18 protein-coding genes are annotated in these 24414 nt (G+C 56.3%); 9 read left to right on the top strand and 9 right to left on the bottom strand.

Going from position 1 to position 24414, the window contains the following annotated elements; genetic code table 11:
* Positions 1-54 precede the first annotated feature (54 nt).
* From RVY89_RS18495 to aldB, 4 genes are all read left to right on the top strand, one after another.
* Complete coding sequence (locus RVY89_RS18495) at positions 55-663, top strand: glutathione S-transferase (protein WP_484826106.1); 609 nt, start codon at positions 55-57, stop codon at positions 661-663.
* A 103-nt stretch (positions 664-766) separates the two neighbouring features.
* On the top strand, positions 767-2152 hold the full coding sequence (gene selA / locus RVY89_RS18490) for an L-seryl-tRNA(Sec) selenium transferase (RefSeq protein ID WP_484826105.1): 1386 nt from the start codon (positions 767-769) through the stop codon (positions 2150-2152).
* Entirely contained in the window at positions 2149-3996 is a 1848-nt protein-coding gene (selB, locus tag RVY89_RS18485) for a selenocysteine-specific translation elongation factor (RefSeq protein ID WP_484826104.1), read from the top strand. Before selA ends, selB begins: the two co-directional genes overlap by 4 nt.
* Positions 3997-4081: 85 nt before the next feature.
* Positions 4082-5620 (top strand): aldehyde dehydrogenase AldB, encoded by a 1539-nt coding sequence (aldB, locus tag RVY89_RS18480; protein ID WP_371899123.1) that lies wholly within the window; start codon positions 4082-4084, stop codon positions 5618-5620.
* Here aldB and RVY89_RS18475 read toward each other — a convergent pair.
* Positions 5617-6582 (bottom strand): LysR family transcriptional regulator, encoded by a 966-nt coding sequence (locus RVY89_RS18475; protein ID WP_484826103.1) that lies wholly within the window; start codon positions 6580-6582, stop codon positions 5617-5619. The genes aldB and RVY89_RS18475 overlap by 4 nt on opposite strands.
* Positions 6583-6699: 117 nt before the next feature.
* On the opposite strand from RVY89_RS18475, the gene RVY89_RS18470 reads away from it, so the two are divergent.
* On the top strand, positions 6700-7440 hold the full coding sequence (locus tag RVY89_RS18470) for a MipA/OmpV family protein (protein ID WP_484826102.1): 741 nt from the start codon (positions 6700-6702) through the stop codon (positions 7438-7440).
* A gap of 281 nt (positions 7441-7721) precedes the next feature.
* On the top strand, positions 7722-8177 hold the full coding sequence (locus tag RVY89_RS18465; RefSeq protein WP_484826101.1) for a 4Fe-4S dicluster domain-containing protein: 456 nt from the start codon (positions 7722-7724) through the stop codon (positions 8175-8177).
* Here RVY89_RS18465 and RVY89_RS18460 read toward each other — a convergent pair.
* From RVY89_RS18460 to RVY89_RS18445, 4 genes are all read right to left on the bottom strand, one after another.
* A complete protein-coding gene (locus tag RVY89_RS18460; RefSeq protein ID WP_484826100.1) occupies positions 8161-9879 on the bottom strand; it encodes a ShlB/FhaC/HecB family hemolysin secretion/activation protein in 1719 nt (572 codons plus the stop codon). The two genes, RVY89_RS18465 and RVY89_RS18460, sit on opposite strands and share 17 nt — an antisense overlap.
* Before the next feature lie 90 nt (positions 9880-9969).
* On the bottom strand, positions 9970-11202 hold the full coding sequence (locus tag RVY89_RS18455; RefSeq protein WP_484826099.1) for a collagen-like triple helix repeat-containing protein: 1233 nt from the start codon (positions 11200-11202) through the stop codon (positions 9970-9972).
* 305 nt (positions 11203-11507) lie between these two features.
* Positions 11508-12764 carry a valine--pyruvate transaminase gene (gene avtA / locus RVY89_RS18450; protein WP_371899132.1) on the bottom strand — a complete coding sequence of 419 codons (1257 nt, stop codon included), beginning with the start codon at positions 12762-12764 and terminating at the stop codon, positions 11508-11510.
* A 183-nt stretch (positions 12765-12947) separates the two neighbouring features.
* On the bottom strand, positions 12948-14978 hold the full coding sequence (locus RVY89_RS18445) for an alpha-amylase (RefSeq protein ID WP_484826098.1): 2031 nt from the start codon (positions 14976-14978) through the stop codon (positions 12948-12950).
* A 314-nt stretch (positions 14979-15292) separates the two neighbouring features.
* Between RVY89_RS18445 and RVY89_RS18440 the strand changes: the two genes are divergently transcribed.
* Positions 15293-16117 carry a protein bax gene (locus RVY89_RS18440; RefSeq protein WP_032661838.1) on the top strand — a complete coding sequence of 275 codons (825 nt, stop codon included), beginning with the start codon at positions 15293-15295 and terminating at the stop codon, positions 16115-16117.
* 39 nt (positions 16118-16156) lie between these two features.
* Here the strand turns inward: RVY89_RS18440 and xylR are convergent, their stop codons facing one another.
* The 4 genes from xylR to xylF all read right to left on the bottom strand — a co-directional run bounded on the left by xylR (position 16157) and on the right by xylF (position 21134).
* The gene (xylR, locus tag RVY89_RS18435) at positions 16157-17335 is read right to left on the bottom strand and encodes a D-xylose utilization transcriptional activator XylR (RefSeq protein WP_484826097.1); all 1179 of its coding nucleotides are present in this window, start codon (positions 17333-17335) and stop codon (positions 16157-16159) included.
* A gap of 33 nt (positions 17336-17368) precedes the next feature.
* Positions 17369-18550: a xylose ABC transporter permease XylH gene (xylH, locus tag RVY89_RS18430; RefSeq protein ID WP_484826096.1), complete on the bottom strand. Its 1182-nt coding sequence runs from the start codon at positions 18548-18550 to the stop codon at positions 17369-17371.
* Positions 18528-20069: a xylose ABC transporter ATP-binding protein gene (locus RVY89_RS18425; RefSeq protein ID WP_484826095.1), complete on the bottom strand. Its 1542-nt coding sequence runs from the start codon at positions 20067-20069 to the stop codon at positions 18528-18530. Before RVY89_RS18425 ends, xylH begins: the two co-directional genes overlap by 23 nt.
* Positions 20070-20141: 72 nt before the next feature.
* Positions 20142-21134, bottom strand: a complete 993-nt coding sequence (xylF, locus tag RVY89_RS18420) for a D-xylose ABC transporter substrate-binding protein (RefSeq protein WP_484826094.1) — start codon at positions 21132-21134, stop codon at positions 20142-20144.
* 371 nt (positions 21135-21505) lie between these two features.
* Between xylF and xylA the strand changes: the two genes are divergently transcribed.
* Positions 21506-22828: a xylose isomerase gene (gene xylA / locus RVY89_RS18415; protein WP_371899153.1), complete on the top strand. Its 1323-nt coding sequence runs from the start codon at positions 21506-21508 to the stop codon at positions 22826-22828.
* Positions 22829-22900: 72 nt separating this feature from the next.
* The gene (gene xylB, locus RVY89_RS18410; protein ID WP_484826093.1) at positions 22901-24355 is read left to right on the top strand and encodes a xylulokinase; all 1455 of its coding nucleotides are present in this window, start codon (positions 22901-22903) and stop codon (positions 24353-24355) included.
* The last annotated feature ends 59 nt before the right edge of the window (positions 24356-24414 follow it).

Genomic DNA, 24414 nt, shown 5'->3' with positions numbered 1-24414 from the left:
CTTTTTTCATCGCTTGATCCATACTGACTTTTTTCCGGCATCAAGGATCAGGCAATGAAACTCATCGGTAGCTACACCAGTCCCTTCGTGCGAAAAATCTCGATTCTCCTGTTGGAGAAAGGGATTGAATTTGAATTCATCAATGAACAGCCCTACAACGCGGAAAACGGCGTTGCGCAGTACAATCCGCTGGGGAAGGTCCCGGCGCTGGTGACGGACGAGGGCGAATACTGGTTCGATTCCCCGATTATTGCGGAGTATATCGAGCTGCTGGGCGTTGCCCCGGCAATGCTGCCCGCTGACCCAAAAGCGGCGCTGGCGGTGAAGCAGGTTGAAGCCCTGGCCGATGGCATTATGGATGCGGCGTTAACCTCCGTACGGGAACAGGCAAGGCCCGCTGCCCAGCAGTCGGAAACGGAACTGTTACGCCAGCGGGAAAAAATCAGCCGCAGCCTGGACAGGTGCGAGCAGCTTATCCAGGAGGGAAAGATCGACACCGACAGCCTGAACCTGGGGACCATCGCCATCGCCTGCGCAATTGGTTATCTCAACTTCCGCCGGGTCTCCCCGGGCTGGTGCGTCGACCGACCGCTGCTGGTGAAGCTTGCAGACACGCTGTTTAGCCGCGAGAGCTTTGCCCGTACCGAACCGCCAAAGGCTTGACGCGGGTTATAACACTTCGCCGTCGGAGGCGGTACAATCCCCCCACATGTTAACTCCCTCTCCCGTCGGGAGGGGGGAAGATATTTACTCGCCAGGCGCTTTCATGACTACTCATCATTCGCTGTACAGCCAGATCCCCGCTACCGACCGTCTTCTTCGCGAACCCCGCATTCATGCTGTTGTTGAGCGTTTCGGTCATACCGCGACGGTGGAAATGTTACGCCTGCTTCAGGACGAAGCCCGATACGCGATTCAGGCAGAAAACGCCTTGCCCGACTGGTGTACTGACTGGGAGCAGGAAGTTAAACGCCGGCTGGATGAGAAGGCGCAAAGCGCGTTACGCCCGGTGATAAACCTGTCGGGGACCGTGCTGCATACCAACCTTGGGCGCGCGCAGCAGGCTGAAGAGGCCGTTGCCGCGGTCGTGCAGGCCATGCGAACGCCAGTGACGCTGGAGTACGATCTGGACGGTGCCGGACGCGGGCATCGCGACCGCGCGCTGGCGGAGCTGCTGTGCCAGCTGACCGGCGCGGAAGATGCCTGCATTGTGAATAACAACGCCGCCGCGGTGCTGCTGATGCTGGCGGCCACCGCCAGCGGCAAAGAGGTGGTGGTGTCCCGCGGCGAGCTGGTGGAGATTGGCGGAGCGTTTCGTATTCCGGACGTGATGCGCCAGGCAGGCTGCACGCTACATGAAGTGGGCACGACAAACCGTACCCATGCGAAAGATTATCGCGCGGCGGTGAATGAGAATACCGCGCTGTTGATGAAGGTTCACACCAGCAATTACCATATTGAAGGCTTCACCAAAACGGTTGAAGAGGCGGAGCTGGCGGCGATTGGGCGCGAACTGAATATACCGGTGATTGCCGATCTCGGCAGCGGCTCGCTGGTGGACCTGAGCCTGTACGGGCTGCCGAAAGAGCCGATGCCGCAGGAGATGATTGCGGCGGGCGTTAGCCTGGTTAGTTTTTCCGGCGACAAACTGCTGGGCGGGCCGCAGGCCGGGATTATCGTCGGCAAGCGCGAGCTGATTGCGCAGCTGCAGCAGCATCCGCTTAAGCGCGCCCTGCGCGCCGATAAAATGACGCTTGCCGCGCTGGAGGCGACGCTGCGGCTCTATCTCCACCCGGAAAAACTGGCCGACCGCCTGCCCACGCTGCGCCTGTTAACCCGCGATGCCGCCTCGATTCGCGCCCAGGCCGAACTGCTGCTGCCGCGCGTCGCCGCGCACTACCCCGATTTTGACGTTCGCATTGAGCCCTGCCAGTCGCAGATTGGCAGCGGGTCGCTGCCGGTAGACAGGCTGCCGAGTGAGGCGCTGACGTTCACGCCGCGTGACGGGCGCGGCAGCCAGCTTGAGGCGCTGTCTTCGCACTGGCGAGGTCTCTCGACGCCGGTTATCGGGCGGATTTACGACGGCCGAATGTGGCTGGATCTGCGCTGCCTTGAAGATGAAGAGCGATTTCTGGAGATGTTGTTGAAATGATTATTGCCACCGCCGGTCACGTCGACCACGGAAAAACCACGTTACTGCAGGCCATTACCGGCGTAAATGCCGATCGCCTGCCGGAAGAGAAAAAGCGCGGCATGACCATCGATCTGGGCTATGCCTACTGGCCCCAGCCTGATGGTCGCGTGCTGGGCTTTATTGATGTGCCGGGGCATGAAAAGTTTCTGTCCAACATGCTGGCGGGCGTGGGCGGCATCGATCATGCCCTGCTGGTGGTGGCCTGCGATGACGGCGTGATGGCGCAAACCCGCGAGCACCTGGCGATCCTGCAGCTAACCGGCAACCCGCAGCTGACCGTGGCGCTGACTAAAGCCGATCGCGTGGATGATGCGCGCGTCAGCGAGGTGCGCGAAACGGTCCAGGCGACCCTGCGGGAGTATGGTTTTGCCGATGCATCGCTTTTTGTCACCGTGGCGACAGAAGGGCGTGGTATCAACGAACTTCGCCACCATTTGCAGCACCTTTCATCACGCGACCACGCCAGCCATCATCGTTTCCGTCTGGCGATCGACCGGGCGTTTACCGTCAAAGGCGCGGGGCTGGTCGTGACCGGCACCGCGCTGAGTGGTGAAGTCAGCGTGGGAGATACGCTCTGGCTGACGGGCGTGAACAAACCGATGCGCGTGCGCGGGCTGCACGCTCAAAACCAGCCCGCTGACCGTGCCCACGCCGGGCAGCGGATCGCGCTGAACATTGCCGGGGATGCGGAAAAAGAGCAGCTTAATCGCGGCGACTGGCTGCTGTCCGATGCCCCGCCGGAACCGTCTGAACGGGTGATTGTCTCCCTGCAGACACACATGCCGCTGACCCAGTGGCAGCCGCTGCATATTCACCACGCGGCCAGCCATATCACCGGGCGCGTGTCGCTGCTGGAAAACGATCTCGCCGAGCTGGTATTCGATTCGCCGCTCTGGCTGGCAGACAACGATCGTCTGGTACTGCGTGACATTTCTGCAAGGGAAACGCTGGCGGGGGCGCGCGTGGTGGCGCTTAACCCACCCCGACGCGGCAAGCGTAAGCCGGAATATTTGCAGTGGCTTGCCGCGCTGGCAGAGGCCAGAGAGGATAACGCCGCGCTGCGGGTGCACCTCGATCGCGGAGCGGTGAGTCTGCGTGATTTTGCATGGGCACGCCAGCTGAGCGGGGAAGGCTTACGGCAGCTGACACAAGAGCCGGGCTTTATTCAGGCCGGCAACAGCCTGCTCAATGCCCCGGTTGCTGCGCACTGGCAGCGTAAGATACTGAACACGCTTGCGACGTACCATGAACAGCATCAGGACGAGCCTGGCCCGGGCCGCGAGCGTCTGCGACGCATGGCGCTGCCGATGGAAGACGATGCGCTGGTGCTGCTGCTGATCGAAAATATGCGCGAAAGCGGGGTGATTAAAAGCCACCACGGCTGGCTGCACCTGCCGGATCACAAGGCCGGGTTCACCGCCGAGCAGGAGGCGATATGGCAAAAAGCGGCCCCGCTGTTTGGCGATGAGCCGTGGTGGGTTCGCGATCTGGCCAGGGAAACCAACACCGACGAGCAGGTGATGCGCCAGGTATTGCGCCATGCAGCGCAGCAGGGGCTGATTGTCGCGATCGTGAAAGATCGTTATTACCGTAACGATCGCATTGTGGCGTTTGCCAACCTGATCCGCGAGCTGGATCAGGCTCGCGGTTCTACCTGTGCAGCGGATTTCCGCGACCGGCTGAACGTGGGCCGCAAGCTGGCGATCCAGATCCTGGAGTATTTCAACCGCATCGGCTTTACCCGCCGTCGCGGTAACGATCATTTATTGCGAGATTCGTTATTATTTCCTGAAACTCCGTGACCCCCGTCGTAAAGCCGTTACCGGTTGGCGAGAAAATCGCCAGCCGGGGCTAACCTTGTTGTACACCAACAGCAAGGAGACGGACATGACAAACAATCCTCCCTCATCGCGAATCCAGCCCGGCGAGTATGGTTTTCCCCTCAAGCTGAAGCCCCGTTATGACAACTTTATCGGCGGCGACTGGGTCGCTCCCGTCGACGGCGAATACTATTCCAACCTGACCCCCGTTACCGGCCAGCCGCTGTGCGAGATTGCCAGCTCCGGCAAGCGCGATATCGATCTGGCGCTGGATGCGGCGCACAAAGCGAAAGAGAAATGGGCTCACACCTCCGTGCAGGACCGCGCGGCGATCCTGTTCAAAATCGCCGACCGAATGGAGCAAAATCTGGAGCTGCTGGCGACGGCGGAAACCTGGGATAACGGCAAGCCGATCCGGGAAACGATGGCGGCTGACGTGCCGCTGGCTATTGACCACTTTCGCTATTTTGCCTCCTGTATTCGCGCTCAGGAGGGCGGGATCAGCGAAGTCGACAGCGACACCGTGGCGTATCACTTCCACGAACCGCTGGGCGTCGTCGGGCAAATCATTCCGTGGAACTTCCCGCTGCTGATGGCGAGCTGGAAAATGGCGCCCGCGCTGGCGGCCGGGAACTGCATTGTGCTGAAACCGGCGCGTCTGACCCCGCTCTCTGTCCTGCTGCTGATGGAAATCGTTGGCGATCTTCTGCCGCCGGGCGTGATTAACGTAGTCAACGGCGCGGGCGGGGAGATAGGCGAATATCTGGCGACCTCGAAACGGATCGCCAAAGTGGCGTTTACCGGGTCGACGGAGGTGGGCCAGCAGATTATGCAGTACGCCACGCAGAATATTATCCCGGTGACCCTGGAGCTGGGCGGGAAGTCCCCGAACATCTTCTTCGCGGACGTGATGGAGGAAGAGGATGCCTTCTTCGATAAAGCTCTGGAAGGGTTTGCGCTGTTTGCGTTTAACCAGGGCGAAGTCTGCACCTGCCCAAGCCGCGCGCTGGTGCAGGAGTCCATCTATGAGCGCTTTATGGAGCGCGCTATTCGCCGCGTCGAGTCTATCCGCAGCGGTAACCCGCTCGATAACGTCACGCAGATGGGGGCGCAGGTCTCGCACGGACAGCTGGAAACCATCCTCAACTACATCGACATCGGCAAGAAAGAGGGGGCGGATATTCTCACCGGCGGGCGTCGTAAGGTGCTTGGGGGGGATCTGCAGGACGGCTATTACCTTGAGCCGACGATCCTGTTCGGCCAGAACAACATGCGCGTTTTCCAGGAGGAGATTTTCGGACCGGTGCTGGCCGTGACCACCTTTAAAACGATGGAGGAAGCGCTGGAGATTGCCAACGACACGCCGTATGGTCTGGGGGCAGGCGTCTGGAGCCGCAACGGTAATCTGGCCTATAAAATGGGCCGCGGCATTCAGGCCGGGCGCGTCTGGACCAACTGCTACCACGCCTATCCGGCGCACGCGGCATTCGGCGGTTATAAACAGTCGGGCATCGGGCGTGAAACCCACAAGATGATGCTGGAGCATTACCAGCAGACGAAATGCTTGCTGGTCAGCTACTCCGATAAACCGCTGGGGCTGTTCTAATCGCCCAGCTCAGGCCGCCCGTGGGCGGCCTGAGCAATTTGCTGACGCAGGCAGTTAAGGACGCCATCCAGAACGTATTGCACGCGCCAGGGCTGGTATTCGCGTTTGCGGAAGATGGCCGTCAGATCGAGCCACCATTCTTCCTGATGTGGGAAGCAGGGGACCAGCATGCCTTTCGTTAATTCTTTCTTCAGGCTCTCTTTTGGTGCAAAAACAATCCCAAGATTATTTCTTGCCAGCTCCAGAGCCGTCTGCGTATTGTCGCAAATATAATTACCGGTCACCCGGTAGTCATGCACGTCATTGCTGCCGTGCATGCGGAAACGCCAGATGTTTGCATCATCGATCAGCATGGAATCAATGAGAATACAGGAGTGATTAATTAAATCTTCAGGCCCCGTTAAGGGGTGTTTATTTAAATACTCTACGGTAGCGAATGCCGTAACGGAATATTTTGTTAACACGCTGGCGACCAGGCTTTCGTCTTTCGGTGGTGCATAAGTAATTAAAATGTCGCAGTCATCCGGAAAAGAAACACCTTCTGCAAATTCATTCCGGTCCAGGTTATAGGTTTTCAGGGAGATGCGGATGTCACCGATATCTTCTATCTTATGGATCACGTGTCGCGCGAGATAGGTTACGATACCTGTAGGGGCATAGATCGTGACCTTTCCGCGTTTTTCATGCTTATAATCAGCAATGAAATTAACGAGTTGGCTATTCTTATCCAGCGTGGCATCAACGTACGGGAGTAACGCTTCCCCAAACTGGGTCAGGGCCAGCTGGCGCGTGGTGCGCTCAAAAACCTTAAGCCCAACCCGCGTTTCAAAATCAGACAGATATTTACTGACGTTTGCCTGCGCCATGCCCAGCAGGGCGGCGGCATCGCCAATGCTGTGGGTGGCTGCGATGACGGATATAATTTTTAACTCGCGTGGTTTTAGCTGTAATTTATTCATCATGCACACCCATCTATATGATTTTGTATATAATATTATATAAACCGCAGCGTTGCATTGGCAAATTTGTAACCATTATTATGCGCCTCGCTTGTTTGGCATTTTAATGGATTACATGTAATGACTATTAAATACAATTTACTCATCGCTGCCTCGTTATTTGCAACATCCTCAGCAATGGCCGGTGACTTTTCACTAGGAGCGGGGGCTGTATTTAATGAGTCTCCTTACAAAGGCTATAACGAAAATACTACCGCAGTACCGTTAATTAGCTACGAAGGCGATCGCTTTTATGTTCGCCAGACCACGGGCGGATGGATCCTGTGGAAAGACGCAAAAAATGAACTCAGCCTGACCGCATCGTGGATGCCGCTGCATTTCGATCCAGATGACAACGACGACCATCAGATGAAACAGCTTGATGAGCGTAAAGCCTCTGCCTTCCTCGGCGGCGCGTACTACCGCCACGAAAGCTGGGGCTCTCTGAAAGTGGCCGTTTCTGGCGATGCGATGGATGAAAGCGGCGGCGTAGTGGGCGAGGTATCGTACTTCCGTCCAATCAGAATGGAGCGCCTGACCCTGACGCCTTCTGTGGGGGTGTTCTACAGCGACGAAAGCTATAACGACTACTACTACGGCGTATCCGGCAGCGAGTCTCGCCGCTCGGGACTGGATCAATACACCGCCGGTGACAGCTGGACGCCATACGTTGGCCTGGCGGCTAAATATCAGTTAACCCAGAAGCTGTACCTGAACGCCAGCGCGGTCTACACCGTATTGCCTGACGACGTGAAGAACAGCCCGATGATCGACCGCGATGACAGCTTCGCGCTGATGACCGGCCTGACCTGGCGTTTCTGATGCGGTAAGCCGGGGGGCGACTTCGCCTTACCCGGCCTACATGGACCGCCATCGCAGTTTTACGTATGCCGGCGCAAGCGAAGCGCCGCCGGGCATATTTGATAGTACCAATCTCCCGTTTTCCCTTCCCGTAATGACTCCCTCCTTAATATTCCTGATACGCTAATGCGATCTGCGCCATCAATAAAGGTGTGCATCATGTGTATCATTCATAAAGAAATTTAAACCGGACACTCTCGCCATCAAAAGAACTGGATTTTAACGCGCGCGAGGCGTAACAGATGAACCGATTTATCATGGCGGATGCGGAAAAATGCATTGGGTGCCGCACCTGCGAAGTGGCCTGCGTTGTGTCGCATCAGGGCGCCGTCTCCTCTCATGCCTTTACGCCCCGCCTTCGGGTGGTTAAGGGAAGTTCATACACTACGGCAGTGGGTTGCCATCAGTGCGAGGATGCGCCCTGTGCTAACGTCTGTCCAACCCATACCATCAGCCGTACGGCGGGAGCCTGGCTTGTTGAGCAGACGCGCTGCATTGGGTGTAAAAGCTGTGTGGTGGCGTGTCCGTTTGGGGCAATGCAGGTTGGTCTGGAGGGAAATAAGGCGCAGGCGCTGAAATGTGATTTATGCGTGCATCGCGAAGGCGGACCGGCCTGCGTGGAGGCCTGTCCAACCCACGCGCTGCGCTGCGTTGACCCTGTCAGTATTCGAGCGGAAAAGCTTACTGCATTTTATTGAAATTCCACGTGAACGTCAGACTGTAGCGCCAGTCCCTGTTGCGACTGTCTGTCGGTACATCCCCTACGGGTCTTGCCGCCTCAACCGTGACGCTATAGTGGCGCGTATCGCCTATCATCACGCCGGTCGCCACTGACCCGAGCCGCTGATGAGGTAAACCGGACGTGTTAAACCAGGTTTGCGCGGTATCGGCCAGGATATAGGGCTGGATGGTGGCAAGCCAGGTGCTCTCTTTCCGCATCTTGATATAGCGCAGTTCTACCTGCCCGCCATAGCCGTAATCACCGCTTGCCTCACTGTCCTGGTATCCACGGCCAAAGCGCTGGGCACCGAAGCTAACGCGTTCGGGCTCTGGCAACGTGTTATTTGACCAGTCTCCCTCCCAGGATGTTGATAACCGCCATTTGTCGGCAAACAGCCAGGCAGCGTCCAGATAGCTTTTTGTGAGCGTGAAATTTATATCGGGTTTAGGGGCTGAGACGATATCTGCCCCCATCGCATCAATACCCTGACGGACGTTGAGTCGGCCGCTGATGCTGGCGGCTGTGAATTGATGCGCACCGTTGATACCCACTTCCAGCGCAGGATAACGCGCGTGTTGGTTGACGGAGTCCAGACTATAGGTTTTGCCCTGCAGTCTGGCCTGTAGAGCATAATCATCCTGGCGGTCGGTATAATCAAAACCGCCGGTCAGATTAATTTGTGATTTTTGCGTCAGCAGCAATGGATAGCCAAACGTCACGCCGCCGTTGTATTGCGTTGTTTTTTGCTTCGAATCGACCTGAATATTATTGGGCAAAGAGATAAGGGGAGAAAAATCTCGCGGATCTTCACGGTAATAGCTGCCTTTGAGCTGCATCGTCAGCCCTTCATCGTTTAAAAACTGCTGCCAGTTCAGGCCGACATAGTTTTTTCGCGTGTTGTTATCTAAAGGTATAAGCGTGGCCACGCCCAGCTGATCGCCATAGCTTGTCATGTTGCTGAGCGTTCCGTTCAGCATCATTAAATCTTGCCCTTTACGGGTGTCGATCGTGGAGGCGATATTCCAGCTCCGCTCCTGATTACCGGTTATCTGCATTGCCGCCGCGCCATAAATATTGGTTGGCAGCTGCGCGTTGGCCGTGACCGGAACGTTCGGGGTGCGCGTCATCAGCTGGCTGTAGCGATCGAACGTATCCTGAGACAGCGGTTTTTCCGCCATGATTTTTTCTGACAATCGTTTAAGACGCTCGGCGATGTGAGGGTTATTACTGGTGATGTCGCTGTGAGCGACATACCCTTCAACCAGAACAATTTTAATATTTCCCTGCTGGAAATTATCATCGGGCAGCCAGGCATAGGAGAGCGGAAAACCGTCGGCCTTGTAGCGCGCCGTAATATCGTTTACCAGCCCCGTGAGCGTTTTTAGCGGCACGGTTTTTCCGGCGTACGGCCTGAAGGGCTGAAGTAATTCCTGCAACGGATAACGCGTGCCGCCAATAAACTGAATGTGATGAATGGTAATGGGCGTTTCAGGCGTCAGCGTTGACTGCGGTTTTTCTATTTTGACTTTCGGCTGTGGGACGGTCTCAGGCTGTTCTGGGGCAACGTTACGAGAAACTTGCGCCGGATTATCAGGGTTAATAATAGAGGGCAGTGTATCGGCGCGGGCCATGCTCAGCACAACCAGCCCCGTCAGCGAAAAAAGGAAGTGGTGTTTCATCGCGCTATCCCTGTTCATCATTCCCGGTTAGGGGGAGTGTCGCTGTATAAAGCGCCCCTGAACCAGGGGCGCAGAATGACAATAAGCAGGTTACTGTTTTGGCGTCAGCAGACCGGTGGTTAACGTGTTGAGACCGTTGACCGGGTTAGTTGTCGACGTGTTTTGACTTGATGTTGTTGCTGCGTTGGCCGTAACGCCCGCAGTCAGGGTATTGAGGGTCGTATTGACCGTTGCACCCAGGCTGTTGTTCGTGGCCGCCACATTTGCATTGGCTGTGAGAGAGCCTGAACTTCCTCCGGTTGTCGAAGAGGCGGGTTTGACCAGCGTGCCGCTATCCGTGACCGTCTGGCCGACGTTCTGGACGACCTGACCCGCGCCGTTCAGCCCGCTATTACTGTTGCTGACGTTGGTCCCCACGCCGCTCACGGTGTTACCCACTTGGGTCAGCAGGCCGTTGACCGGTGTGCCGAGGCCCGTCGTGGTGCCCACGCTTTGCGTGACGCCCTGTACTCCGCCCAGCGTCTTGTTGGCAACGGTCGTGGTATCGGTTGTTACCTGAGTGACCGCAGGGCTGCTTACCGTGTTGGTAAGACCCGTGCCGGTGTTACTGACCAGTTGCCCGGTACTGTTGACCACGCTGCCCGTCAGGCCGGTTACGCCGCTGACCGGTGTTCCGGAAGTGGAGCTCGCCAGGCCCGTGCCTACCGTTGAAACGGTATTGCCCAGGGAGGTAACCGACGTGGTCACGCCTTTAACCGTTGTGCCCACACCGTTCGCGTTGTTTGGATCGCCAACGCCAGTAGTGACGCCTGTCCCCACGGTGGACACGGCGCTGCCAACACCGCTGACGGTGGTTGAAACGGTTGACGTGACGGGATTATTTGTTGGAAGTTGGCTTCCAAGGCCATCCACCGTAGAGCCAACGCTGGTCACCGTTTTACCGGCGTCACCCAGTATCGTATTTACGCCTGCGGTAGTGGTTCCTCCACCGCCCGTGTTGCCTGTTCCGGTTCCTCCGCTGCCATTGCCTCCTGAGCCTGAGCCTGAGCCTGAGCCTGAGCCTGAACCAGAACCCGTTCCGCCACCAGCGCCTGTCCCGGTACCTGAACCCGTCCCGGTACCCGAGCCGTTGCTGCCCGAACCGCCATTGCTCGCGGTCGTGCCACTTCCATCACCTGAGCCGCTGCTGCTTCCCGTCGCAGGGTTATTTTTGGCCGTTGAGTGATGAGAGCCGCCACCGCTTCCACTGCAGGCAGAAAGAGAGAACGCGAGCAGTACCGCAACAGCAATAGCGCTGATGCGACTAACATTATTAGGTAGCATATGAATACTCCACGCAAAAGAACGCCGAGCGGCGTATTAGTGAGTATATGCACTATTTTTAAATATGCATGAAAGTGACTCAGGGTGATATTTTCCTGCGTTGCAGGTGGTTATTTCAAAATAACAATAAGTTAAGATCTTTAATTGGTGCTTAATTATTGATGGGGAAGTTAGCGAGCGTAAATTAAAGGAATATTCCTAAGGAAACTCAAGGGGGATGATAAATAACACGCTACAGGATATATCCTTAATATAAGATTAAGATCACGGAAAAATAAGGCTCTTCATTTGAAGAGCCTTATTATTTAACAATTGCCTTCGCGCCAGGCTTTTTCGATCTCTTCGGCGAGAATTTTGACACCCGCTTCGATTTTTTCCGGATCGGGCACATAGTTCATGCGCATGCACTGGTGCGTATGCGGCCAAGGCTTATCCAAACCCGGGAAGAAATAATCGCCCGGCACCATTAGTACGCCGCGCTTTTTCAGGCGCTGATAGAGCAGCTCGGTGGTGATGGGTAAATCCTTAAACCAGAGCCACAGGAAAATCGCCCCTTCCGGCTTGTGGATCAGACAGCGTTCTTCCGGCAAATAGCGGCGAATTGTCGCAATCGTCTCCTGAACGCGCTGGTAATAGAAAGGCTTGATCACCTCATTCGACAGACGCAGCAGGTCCTTGCGTTTGATCATTTCGCACATCATCGCCGGGCCAATGCCGCCCGGAGAAAGGCTGATAATCCCGTTCATATTGGTGATGGCGGTGATGATTTTTTCGTTGGCGATGATGATGCCGCAGCGGCTGCCCGGCAGGCCCAGCTTAGAGAGACTCATGCACAGGACAATGTTCGGGTTCCACAGCGGACGTGCTTCGCTGAAGATAATGCCCGGGAACGGTACGCCGTAGGCGTTATCGATCACCAGCGGAATGCCGTGCTGATTCGCCAGCGCATCCAGCTTCATCAGTTCGTCATCGGTGATCACGTTGCCCGTTGGGTTAGTCGGACGCGATACGCAGATCATGCCCGTCTCTTCACCAATATGCAGGTGTTCAAAATCGACGTGATATTTGAACTGGCCTTCCGGCAGCAGCTCAATGTTCGGACGCGCGGAGACGAACAGATCCTCTTCCAGGCCGGAATCAGCGTAGCCGATATATTCCGGTGCCAGCGGGAACAGCACTTTTTTGGTGGTGCCGTCGGCGCGACGTCCCGCGAACAGGTTAAACAAGTAGAAAAACGCGCTCTGGCTGCCGTTTGTCAGTGCAATATTCTGTGGTTCGATATCCCAACCCAGCTCGTCACGCAGCATTTCCGCGAGGAGTGTCAGCAGTTCGGTTTTACCCTGCGGGCCGTCGTAATTGCAAAGCGCATCGGTTGCTTTGCCGCTTTCCAGCATCTGAGCGAGCAGCGTCTGGAAATAGGTATTCATCTCCGGAATTTGAGCCGGGTTTCCGCCGCCGAGCATGATTGCGCCCGGTGTGCGCAGCCCGTCGTTGAGGTCCTCCATCAGGCGAGTAATGCCTGAATGGCGGGTAAATTTGTCGCCGAAAAGTGAAAACGTCATAGCAGGTGATCTGTCGAGCTTATTTTGAAAGTGGGTAACCATAACGCTAGCACCGTGTTGGTGCAAATCGGGTGGTGTGGTCGGATTTGTTGTTTTATAGGGCGGGAGTGGATTTGTGTAGTGAATAGTTCTGGTGTTTTTCCCCTCTCCCCTGTGGGGAGAGGGTTAGGGTGAGGGGGGTAATTATTGATTACCCGCCCAAACCACCATCACCTTATCGCCATTGTGCTCGCGCACGAAGCCGTACCCCTCTTTCAGCGACAGCGTGGTTTGTTTGCCTTCGCCAATCGCCGGGTGACGGGCGCGGAACTGACCCAGCGTTTGCCAGTGCGCGACGGTTAAGGCCTGCTTGCCCGTAACGTCCTGCCAGTTCATATCTGACCGGGTGCCCTGCAATGGGTCAGAACCTGTCGGCCCGAATGGACGCTCGGACTCATCCCCGTAATAGATTTGCACGCTGCCCGGCGCCAGCAGAAGCAGCTCCGCCGCGCGCTGGCCCCCTTCGCGGAACAGGCGCGTATCGTGGGAGGAGAGGTAGCTCAGCACGTTGAAGCTTTGCAGCTTCTCCGCCATCTGCTGCCAGGTGAGATCCATATCGGCCAGGCAATCCACCGCCTTCGCCGCCTGCTCCTGATAGTCAAAGTTAATCATCGCGTCAAAACCGTGACGGTAATAATCGCTTTGCATCACCCCGTGGCCCCAGGATTCCCCGGTCATCCAGAACGGTGCGTTGTCGAGCTTTTTATCCGGGTGCGCGCCTTTCCAGGCGGCCAGCGCCTGGCTTGCCTGGTCTTTCAGCTGTTGCCAGGCCGCAAGCTCGACGTGTTTCGCGGTATCCACCCGGAAACCGTCGATGCCGTAGTCGCGTACCCACTGGCTGAGCCAGTGGGTCAGATAATCGCGCGGGGTATATCCCGGGATGGCCTTCGCGTGGGTGTCGGGCTTGTGTTGATAAAAGTTTGGCAATCCGGAAGGCGTCGTCGATTCCGTTTTCAGATCGGGCAGAAATGCCAGCGACATGGTCAAATCGTCGAAGCCGGGGTTGTCGTAATCGCCGATATCGGTGCGGATCCACTTTTTACCCCACCATTTTTCCCATGCGGCTTTGTCGCTAAAGTTGATGTAGTCGTTAAAGCTGTGCCAGGTCTGGCCCGCGCCCGGCTTCCAGTCCGTCCAGCGTTCTCCAAGCGTCTTTTTCAGCTCATCACCCTGCAGGTACAGGGCACCAAACTGATATTCCTGCATGTCTGCCAGCGTGGCATAACCAACGTGGTTCATGACGATATCGAACAGAACGCGGATCCCGCGCTTGTGCGCTTCGTCGACAAGCTGGCGTAGGTCATCCTCAGTTCCCATGTTGGCGTCGAGCTTTGTCCAGTCCTGGGTGTAGTAGCCGTGATAGGCGTAATGCGGGAAATCACCTTTGGTGCCACCGCCTACCCAGCCGTGGATCTGCTCAAGCGGGGAGCTTAGCCAGAGCGCATTCACCCCCAGCTGCTGCAGGTAATCGAGCTTGCTGGTCAGCCCCTTGAGATCGCCGCCGTGGAAGGTGCCAATCTCCTGCATACCGTCTTTATGGCGACCGTAGCTGTTGTCGTTGCCCGGGTCACCATTCACGTAACGGTCGGTTAGCACAAAATAGACGGTGGCATTTTGCCAGCTAAACGGCGCAGGCTTGTCGGTTTCGGCGCGCTCAATCAGCAGCAGGCCATTACTGTTGGCGGCTGGCTGCAGGGTGATTTTTCCATTCTGCACCGTCGCCGTCTGTTTACTGTAGTAGTCGCGCACGACGGAGCCCTCAGGGAAGGTACTGCCGACGTCCAGCGTCAGCGGTTTACCGTCCCACTTAGGGCACTGGCGGATGACGTTTGCAACCGGCTGTTCTGCGGCACTCTGAATCGTCAGCAGCAGGGTGGGCGTGCCGGAGCGGGTATCAATCCGCATCTGGTAGTCACCGTCGCGGAAAAGGCGCCACTGCGGCGGCGTGCCGTCACAGGGCTTGAGCGACAGCATCTCATTGAGTTTTATCGCATCTGCAGGCTGCCAGCACGTCTTGTCAAAACTCAGCGTCAGAGGACGCGTACCCTTCGCAAGCTTTGCCTGGCTGGTGAAGACTCCGGTGCCTTCGGCGCTAAATGCGCTAAATCCCGGCGATGACCAGTCGGCATGTGCCATTGCGGGTAACATCAGAAAGGCTAATGCGGTACGTTTCATTCCTTTTTCCTGTCGCGGCATTTTTGACCAGTGTGCCATCAGGCGGGGGGCAAAAACTCATCCCCTGTCGCTTTCTGCCAGGAGGAAGCGTGAGGATGAGTGATCTCGCGCAAAATTAGGCAGTTATCTGCGATAGCGCACACAGTTTTTGTGGAATGATGTTTTTATGAGCAAGTTTCAGGTGACATAGTTTCGGAATTGGACTATTTCTACACGTGCTCTTGAAGTCTATTTTTGATATGATTTGAGATTCCGCTCTCAAATTTGTGAAAAAAATAAGGTGTTGGGATGATTACATCCGACCAGGAGACCTAATGATATCGACTCCCATTCGACGATATGGGGCTGCGATACTCATGTTACTCACCACGGCATTTTCGGGTGAGGTGCTTGCGAAGACGCACACGGATACAACGAGTAAGAAAGCCCACGTAATAAAGACGACAAGTAGTAAGGTTAGCAGTAAACAAGAGTATTCTCGCAATAGTGCAAAGAGTAGTTCACTTCCTGATTTGCGAAAATACCCTTCCGGAACACCAAGGAAAAAAGCGTTTCTCCGGACGGTAATGCCTTACATCACGAGTCAAAATGCCGCGATTACTGCGGATCGTAACTGGCTGATCTCCAAACAGTACGATAGCCGCTGGTCGCCGTCAGAGCGCGCGCGTCTGAAAGATATCACGAAGCGCTACAAGCTGAGCTGGAACGGTAACACGCGTCGTGTGCCGTGGAATGCTCTCCTTGAGCGTGTGGATATCATCCCGGGCAGCATGGTTGCGACCATGGCCGCAGCCGAAAGCGGCTGGGGTACGTCTAAGCTTGCGCGTAGCAACAACAACCTTTTCGGCATGAAGTGCGTGAAAGGTCGTTGTAATAATGCCCCTGGCAAGGTGAAAGGCTATTCGCAGTTTGAATCTGTGAAGGATTCCGTCAGCGCCTACGTGGTGAATCTGAATACGCACCCGGCCTACTCATCGTTCCGTAAATCACGCGCTCAGCTGCGTAAGGCGGACCAGGAAGTGACGGCCAGTACGATGATCCACAAGCTGAAAGGTTATTCGACGAAGGGACAGAGCTATAACAACTATCTGTTCGCCATGTACCAGGATAACCAGCGCTTAATCGCCGCCCATATGTAATCTCAAAAAAACGCCTTCCACTGGAAGGCGTTTTCTTTTCTAGATCAGCACCTCGCTGTGGCGATCCCGATACTCTTTCGGCGTGGTGTCATACTCTTTGCGAAACACCGAATAAAAATATTGCAGAGACGGGTAACCGCACATCTGCGAGATTTCGTTGATCGACAGCGACGTGGAAATGAGCAGGCTGCGTGCTTTCTCCAGCTTTTCAGCATGGATGACGGCATGAATGGTTTCGCCCACCTCTTCTTTGAAACGCTTCTCCAGATTCGAACGCGAAATGCCCACCGAATCCAGCACCTGATCGACCTTTATCCCTTTGCAGGCGTGGTTGCGAATATAGTGCATGGCCTGAATGACGGCCGGGTCGCTTAAGGAGCGATAATCGGTTGAGCGACGTTCCACGACGCGGACAGGAGGCACGAGCAAACGCTGAAGCGGCATAGATTCTTTATCGAGCAGGCGATGCAGCAGCTTCGCCGCCTGATAGCCCATCTGACGCGTGCCCTGGGCAACGGAGGAGAGCGCCACGCGAGACAGGTAGCGGGTCAGTTCTTCGTTATCAATGCCAATCACGCACAGTTTTTCCGGCACCGGAATGTGTAAGTGTTCGCAAACCTGCAGCACGTGCCGCGCGCGCGCATCCGTCACGGCAATAATACCGGTTTGCGGCGGAAGCGTTTGCAGCCAGTCCGCCAGGCGGTTTTGCGCGTGCTGCCAGTTTTCCGGGGCGGTTTCCAGCCCCTGATAGACCACGCCGCGATACTTCTCCTGCGCGACCAGCTGGCAAAACGCGTGCTCACGCTCAACGGCCCAGCGCTTGCCGCTGGTGGCGGGTAAACCATAAAACGCGAAGCGATGGACGCCTTTCTCTTTTAAATGGAGAAACGCGGCCTCGACCAGAGCATGGTTATCGGTGGCAATATAGTGAACCGGCGGATAGTGTTCGGGCGAATGATAGGAGCCGCCGACGCCCACGATCGGAACGTCGACGTCGGTCAGCAGTTGCTCAATAACGGGGTCGTCATAGTCAGCGATAACGCCATCGCCCAGCCAGTCTTTGATGTTCTCCAGACGGGTGCGAAAATCTTCCTCAATAAAGATATCCCACTCGGATTGCGACGCCTGCAAATATTCACCCACGCCTTCCACCACCTGACGGTCGTAGGCTTTATTGGCATTGAATAACAACGTAATGCGGTGACGCTTTTCAAACATGGCTCACTTCCCAATTAAGTCACAATACGGCTATCAGGCCCGTCGCTTGGTGGCCGAGTCCATCCAGACTGCCAGTAAAAGAATGGCCCCCTTGACGATATACTGCCAAAACGTCGGGACGTCCATCATACTCATCCCGTTATCCAACGACGCCATGATAAATGCCCCCATGACCGCGCCCGCCACGCTACCGATACCCCCTGCGAGGCTGGTGCCGCCAATGACGCAGGCAGCGATAGCATCCAGCTCGGCGATGTTACCGGCGGAGGGTGAACCGGCGCCCAGACGCGAGCTGAGGATCAGCCCGGCGATAGCGACCATCAGGCCGTTAATGGCGAAGACCGCCAGCTTGGTACGCTCGACATTGATACCCGAGAGGCGGGCAGCTTCAAGGTTTCCGCCAATAGCATAAATGCGGCGGCCAAACGCGGTGCGCGTGGCCATAAACATGCCGCCCAGCAGTAAAAGCGCCAGCAGCAGGACGGGCGTCGGGACACCGCGATAGTCGTTTAAAAGCCAGATGGCGCCGAGCACAATGATCGCCGTGAGCGCCTGACGCCCTACTACCGACGTGGATGCTGGCGACGCCAGCCCCAGCGCCTGACGGCGCATACGTCCACGCCACTGCCACGCGACAAACCCTAGCAACCCCACCACGCCGATGGTAAAGCCCACGCTATCTGAGAGGTAACTCTGGCCAATCTGCGACATGGCTGCACTGGTCGGGGAGACGGTAGTGCCATTGGTGATGCCGATTAAGATCCCGCGGAAGGCCAGCATCCCCGCCAGGGTGACAATGAACGACGGCACTTTACGATAGGCAACCCACCAGCCGTTCCAGGCTCCCAGAACCAGACCCAGCACCAGCGTGACCGCCACGGTTAGCGGCAGCGGCCAGCCGAGCCAGACGTCAAAAATCGCCGCCACGCCGCCGAGGAGCCCCATCATTGACCCGACCGACAGATCGATTTCCGCGGAGATAATCACGAACACCATGCCGACGGCCAGAATGCCGGTGATGGCAGTCTGGCGGAGCAGGTTGGAGACGTTACGCGCGCTTAAGTACGAGCCATCGGTCATCCAGGTAAAGAACAGCATGATGACGATAATCGCCGCGATCATCACGAAAACCTGCAGGTTAAGCGCTTTTAGCCCCGCAAACGCACCGGGCGTCGGAACGGCGACTTTGATATCAGACGGATTGCTTTTCGACATGACGTTCGCTCCTTAAAGCGGCTTCCATCACCTGCTCCTGCGTCAGGTTCTGGTTAATCAGGTTGGCTTTCAGTTTTCCCTCGTGCATGACCAGCACGCGGTCGCTCAGGCCGAGCACTTCGGGTAACTCAGACGAAATGACAATGACGGCAATCCCTTGCTGTACAAGCTGATTAATCAGTTTGTAGATTTCATATTTGGCACCGATATCAATCCCCCGCGTGGGCTCATCAAGAATTAATATGCGTGGATTGAGAAGCAGGCAGCGCGCCAGAATCGCCTTCTGCTGGTTGCCGCCGCTCAGGCGGCCAATCGCCAGTTCCGGTGAGGAGGTTTTAACCTTCAGCCGGGCGAGTGACTGTAGGATGCACTGCTGCTCTGCGGCATCGTCCAGGCTGCTCAGCGCGCCGGAGAAGCGATCGAGCGCCGCAAGCGTAATGTTTTTCCCCACCGCCATAACCGGCACGATGCCGTCTTTTTTGCGGTCTTCCGGCACCATGGCAATGCCGCGGGCGATCGCCTGCTGGCAGTTGTCGATTTTCACCTGCTGACCGTCGATATAAATGGTGCCCTCCCAGCGCCCCGGCCACACGCCAAACAGGCACTGTACGGCCTCCGTGCGCCCGGCGCCGACTAACCCGGCAATACCGAGAATTTCGCCGCTGTGCAGAGAAAACGAGACGTTATTCACACGCTTGATGTGGCGGTTAACGGGATGCCACGCGGTCAGGTTTTCCACGCGTAGCACTTCATCGCCCGTTGCGTGGGGTTCATTCGGGTAAAGTGCCGTTAGCTCGCGTCCCACCATCATGGTGATGATGTCATCTTCACTCATGCCCGCGGCTTCACGCGTGCCGATGTGTTGCCCGTCGCGGATCACGCAGATGGTGTCCGAAATGGCTTTGACCTCGTTCAGCTTGTGCGAAATGTAGATGCAGGCGATGCCGTGATTTTGCAGATCGCGAATGATATTGAGCAGTACCGCAGTTTCCTGTTCGGTAAGCGAGGCGGTTGGCTCATCAAGGATCAGCAGCCTGACCTGCTTATTGAGCGCTTTAGCGATTTCGACCAGCTGCTGTTGCCCGAGGCCCAGATCCCCCACGCGGGTATCCGGTGAAATGCTGAGGCTCACCTGCGCCAGCAGCTTTTCACAGCGGAGCGTCATGGTGTCGTAATCCAGCACGCCGTGGCGGGAAATTTCGGCCCCAAGGAAAATGTTCTCCAGCACGGTGAGATGCTTCACCAGCGCCAGCTCCTGGTGGATGATGGCGATGCCTTTGCGTTCGGTATCGCGGATGTGATTCGCCTGGATAACTTCGCCGGCAAAAACGATTTCGCCTTCGTAGCTGCCGTGTGGGTAGATCCCGCACAACACTTTCATCAGCGTCGACTTGCCCGAACCGTTCTCACCGCACAGCGAAACCACTTCGCCGGGGTTCAACCGCAGGCTGACGTTGTCGACGGCTTTCACCGTGCCGAAGCGTTTGGTGATGCTTTTCATTTCAAGTAAATAAGGCATAACCGCTCCACATAACCCGAGGGAAGAACAGTACAACGTGATGCGCCCCCGCAGAGCAGGGGCCGCGCCGGATTACAGTTCGCTCTTCTTGTGGAAACCGTCTTTAACCACGGTGGCGTCAATGTTCTCTTTATTGACTTCAATCGGTGTGAGCAGGCGAGCCGGAACGTCTTTCAGCCCGTTATTCAGCGTTGCGTCTGCTTTAGGCTGCTTGCCATTGCCCAGTTCTACGGCGATTTCCGCCGCCGTATTGGCAAGCTCGGTAATCGGTTTGTAGACCGTCATGGTTTGGGTGCCTGCGATAATGCGTTTTACGCCAGCCAGATCGGCGTCCTGTCCAGAAATAGCGACTTTACCCGCCAGCCCCTGCGCGCTTAATGCCTGAATCGCACCGCCTGCGGTGGCATCGTTGGAGGCCACAACCGCATCAATTTTGTTGTTATTTGCCGTCAGCGCGTTTTCCATAATCTTCAGCGCGTTTTCTGGCAGCCAGCCGTCGGCCCACTGATCGCCAACCACTTTAATTTTCCCGTTGTCGATGTACGGCTTAAGGACTTTCATTTGTCCTTCGCGGAACAGTTTGGCGTTGTTATCCACCGGAGAGCCGCCCATCAGGAAATAATTGCCCTGAGGCACTTTGTCGATCAGGCTTTGCGCCTGTAATTCCCCGACTTTTTCATTGTCGAAAGAAATATAATAATCAATGTCCGCATTATTAATCATGCGGTCATAGGCCAGAACTTTTATGCCTTCCTGCTTGGCTTCTTTCACCACGTTACTTAATACCTGGCCGTTATAGGGGATAATGACCAGCACATCGACGCCACGGTTAATCATATTCTCGATCTGCGACATTTGTGTTTCTTCATTGCCGTTAGCCGACTGCACAAACACGCTGGCGCCGTGGGATTCAGCTTTTTTAACAAAAATATCGCGATCTTTTTGCCAGCGCTCCAGACGCAGGTCGTCAATCGCCATGCCAATTTTGACCTCTTTGGCATGTCCTGCAAAGCTTGCAAGGAGGAGCGTAGTGCAGAGCGTTAGAGTCAGGTTCTTTATCTTCATAATTATTAGGCCTTTTTGTAGGGGTATGTGTTGCTGAGATAAAAGAAACATTCACTGCTGAGACGCAGCAAATTTTTAACGCGGAAAGGCGGGCTGGCAATTACAGATTTTTATCTTCTCATTATGATATTTGGTTTATTTCTGAATTTATGACCGCGATCGGATTTTAAAATGCGTAACGTCTTAATTACATTTGATTCTGGAATAAGCGCCGAAAAATAGTTTGTCTGCGCATTATTTTGCGAGCCAGCGCACAGTTGTGCATTCTCTCAATAGCAGTGTGAAATAACGTAATTGAGCAACCCAAAATGTCTATTCACTATTACTCCTGTATCAACGACTCGCCGCATACCCTGATTATGGAGCTCAATATGCAAGCTTATTTCGACCAACTCGATCGTGTTCGTTACGAAGGCCCGAAAACGACCAATCCTTTAGCATTTCGTCACTACAACCCGGATGAGCTGGTGCTGGGTAAGCGCATGGAAGATCATCTGCGCTTTGCCGCCTGTTACTGGCATACCTTCTGCTGGAACGGCGCCGATATGTTCGGCGTGGGATCCTTTGACCGCCCGTGGCAGCAGCCGGGTGAGGCCATCGAACTGGCAAAGCGCAAAGCCGATGTGGCGTTTGAGTTCTTCCACAAGCTGAACGTGCCGTACTACTGCTTCCATGACGTGGACGTGTCGCCGGAAGGCGCGTCGCTGAAAGAGTATCTGAACAACTTCGCGCAGATGGTGGATGTGCTGGCGGCGAAACAGCAGCAAAGCGGCGTGAAGCTGCTGTGGGGCACGGCGAACTGCTTTACCAACCCTCGCTACGGCGCGGGTGCGGCAACCAACCCGGATCCGGACGTGTTTAGCTGGGCGGCCACGCAGGTGGTGACGGCAATGAACGCTACGCATCAGTTGGGCGGCGAAAACTATGTCCTGTGGGGCGGACGTGAAGGCTATGAAACCCTGCTCAACACCGATCTTCGCCAGGAGCGCGAGCAGATTGGCCGCTTTATGCAGATGGTTGTCGACCACAAGCACAAAATTGGCTTCCGCGGCACGCTGCTGATCGAGCCGAAACCGCAGGAGCCAACCAAGCACCAGTACGACTACGACGTGGCGACGGTGTATGGCTTCCTGAAGCAGTTCGGTCTGGAAAAAGAGATTAAAGTGAACATTGAGGCCAACCACGCCACGCTGGCGGGCCACTCTTTCCACCACGAGATCGCGTCTGCGATTGCGCTGGGCATCTTCGGCTCGGTCGATGCGAACCGCGGCGACCCACAGCTGGGCTGGGACACCGATCAGTTCCCGAACAGCGTGGAAGAGAATGCGCTGGTGATGTACGAAATCATCAAAGCGGGTGGTTTTACCACTGGCGGCCTGAACTTTGACGCCAAAGTGCGTCGCCAGAGCACCGATAAATACGATCTGTTCTACGGCCACATTGGCGCGATGGACACCATGGCGCTGGCGCTGAAAGTGGCGGCTCGTATGATTGAAGACGGCGAGCTGGATAAACGCGTAGCGAAGCGTTACAGCGGCTGGAACAGTGAGCTGGGCCAGCAAATTTTGAAGGGGCAGTTATCGCTTGCGGAGATCGCGAAGTACGCTGAACAACATCAGCTGGCGCCACAGCACCAGAGCGGACACCAGGAGCTGCTGGAAAATCTCGTAAACCACTATCTGTTTGATAAGTAATTTAGCTGAAGATGCACGTAGGCCCGGTAAGCGTTAGCGCTACCGGGCATTTCTGTAAAAGGAGTCACCGTAATGTATATCGGGATCGATCTTGGCACATCGGGTGTGAAAGCCATCCTTTTGAGCGAGCAGGGCGAGGTGTTAGCAACGCAGACGGAAACGCTGCAGGTTTCACGTCCGCATCCGCTGTGGTCGGAGCAGGATCCGGAGCAGTGGTGGCAGGCGACGGATCGCGCAATCAATGCCTTAGGCGAGCAGCATAGCCTGCGCGACGTTAAAGCGCTGGGGATTGCCGGGCAAATGCACGGCGCTACGCTGCTGGACAGCGAGCATCGCGTGTTGCGACCCGCCATTCTCTGGAACGATGGCCGCTGTGCAGAAGAGTGTGCGCTTCTTGAGGCGCATGTACCCACGTCTCGTGAGATTACCGGCAACCTGATGATGCCCGGCTTTACCGCGCCCAAGCTGCTGTGGGTGCAGCGACACGAGCCGGAGATTTTCCAGCAGGTGGCGAAAGTCCTGCTGCCGAAAGACTATCTGCGTTTTCGCATGACGGGCGATTTCGCCAGCGACATGTCCGATGCCGCCGGCACCATGTGGCTCGACGTGGCGAAACGCGACTGGAGCGAGGCGATGCTGGATGCCTGCCACCTGACCCGGGAACATATGCCCGCGCTGTACGAAGGCTGTGAGGTGACAGGCGCGCTGCTGCCAGCCGTTGCTGAACGCTGGAATATGCCTGCCGTACCGGTGGTTGCCGGAGGCGGTGATAATGCCGCGGGCGCTGTCGGCGTCGGCATGGTTGAGGCGGGGCAGGCGATGCTTTCTCTGGGAACCTCTGGCGTCTATTTTGCCGTCAGCGACGGCTATCGCAGTAATCCAGAAAGCGCTGTGCACAGTTTCTGTCATGCCCTTCCAGGGAAATGGCATTTGATGTCGGTGATGCTGAGCGCGGCGTCCTGCCTGGACTGGGCGGCGAAACTCACCGGCATGACCGACGTGCCGGCGCTCATTGCGGCGGCGCAGCAGGCGGATGACGCTGCGGGTGCCGTCTGGTTTTTACCGTATCTTTCCGGCGAGCGTACGCCGCACAACAACCCGGAAGCGAAAGGGGTGTTCTTTGGCTTAACCCATCAGCATGGCCCGGCAGAGCTGGCGCGTGCGGTTCTCGAAGGCGTGGGCTATGCGCTGGCCGACGGAATGGACGTGGTGCACGACTGCGGCCTGGAACCCGCAAGCGTCACTTTGATTGGCGGCGGCGCGCGAAGCCCTTACTGGCGACAGATGCTGTCGGATATCAGCGGGTTGCAGCTGGATTTCCGCACCGGTGGCGATGTCGGCCCCGCGCTCGGCGCCGCGCGTCTGGCGCAGATTGCTATGAACCCGGAAAAACCACTTTCACAACTGCTGCCGCAGCTTACCCTTGAACAGGCGCATTTCCCTGACGCGGCAAATCTTGCGCGGTACGCGGAAAGGCGCGCGGTATTCCGTAAAATCTACCAGCAGCTGCTGCCCCTGATGTCGTAAATACGCTTGTCCGGGAAAGGCACGAGGATGTCCTTTTTTGGTCTGTGCGTGCCTTCATT

The organism is Enterobacter sp. 3U4 (assembly GCF_057224565.1).
This window is presented reverse-complemented; position numbering and strand designations above follow the sequence as displayed.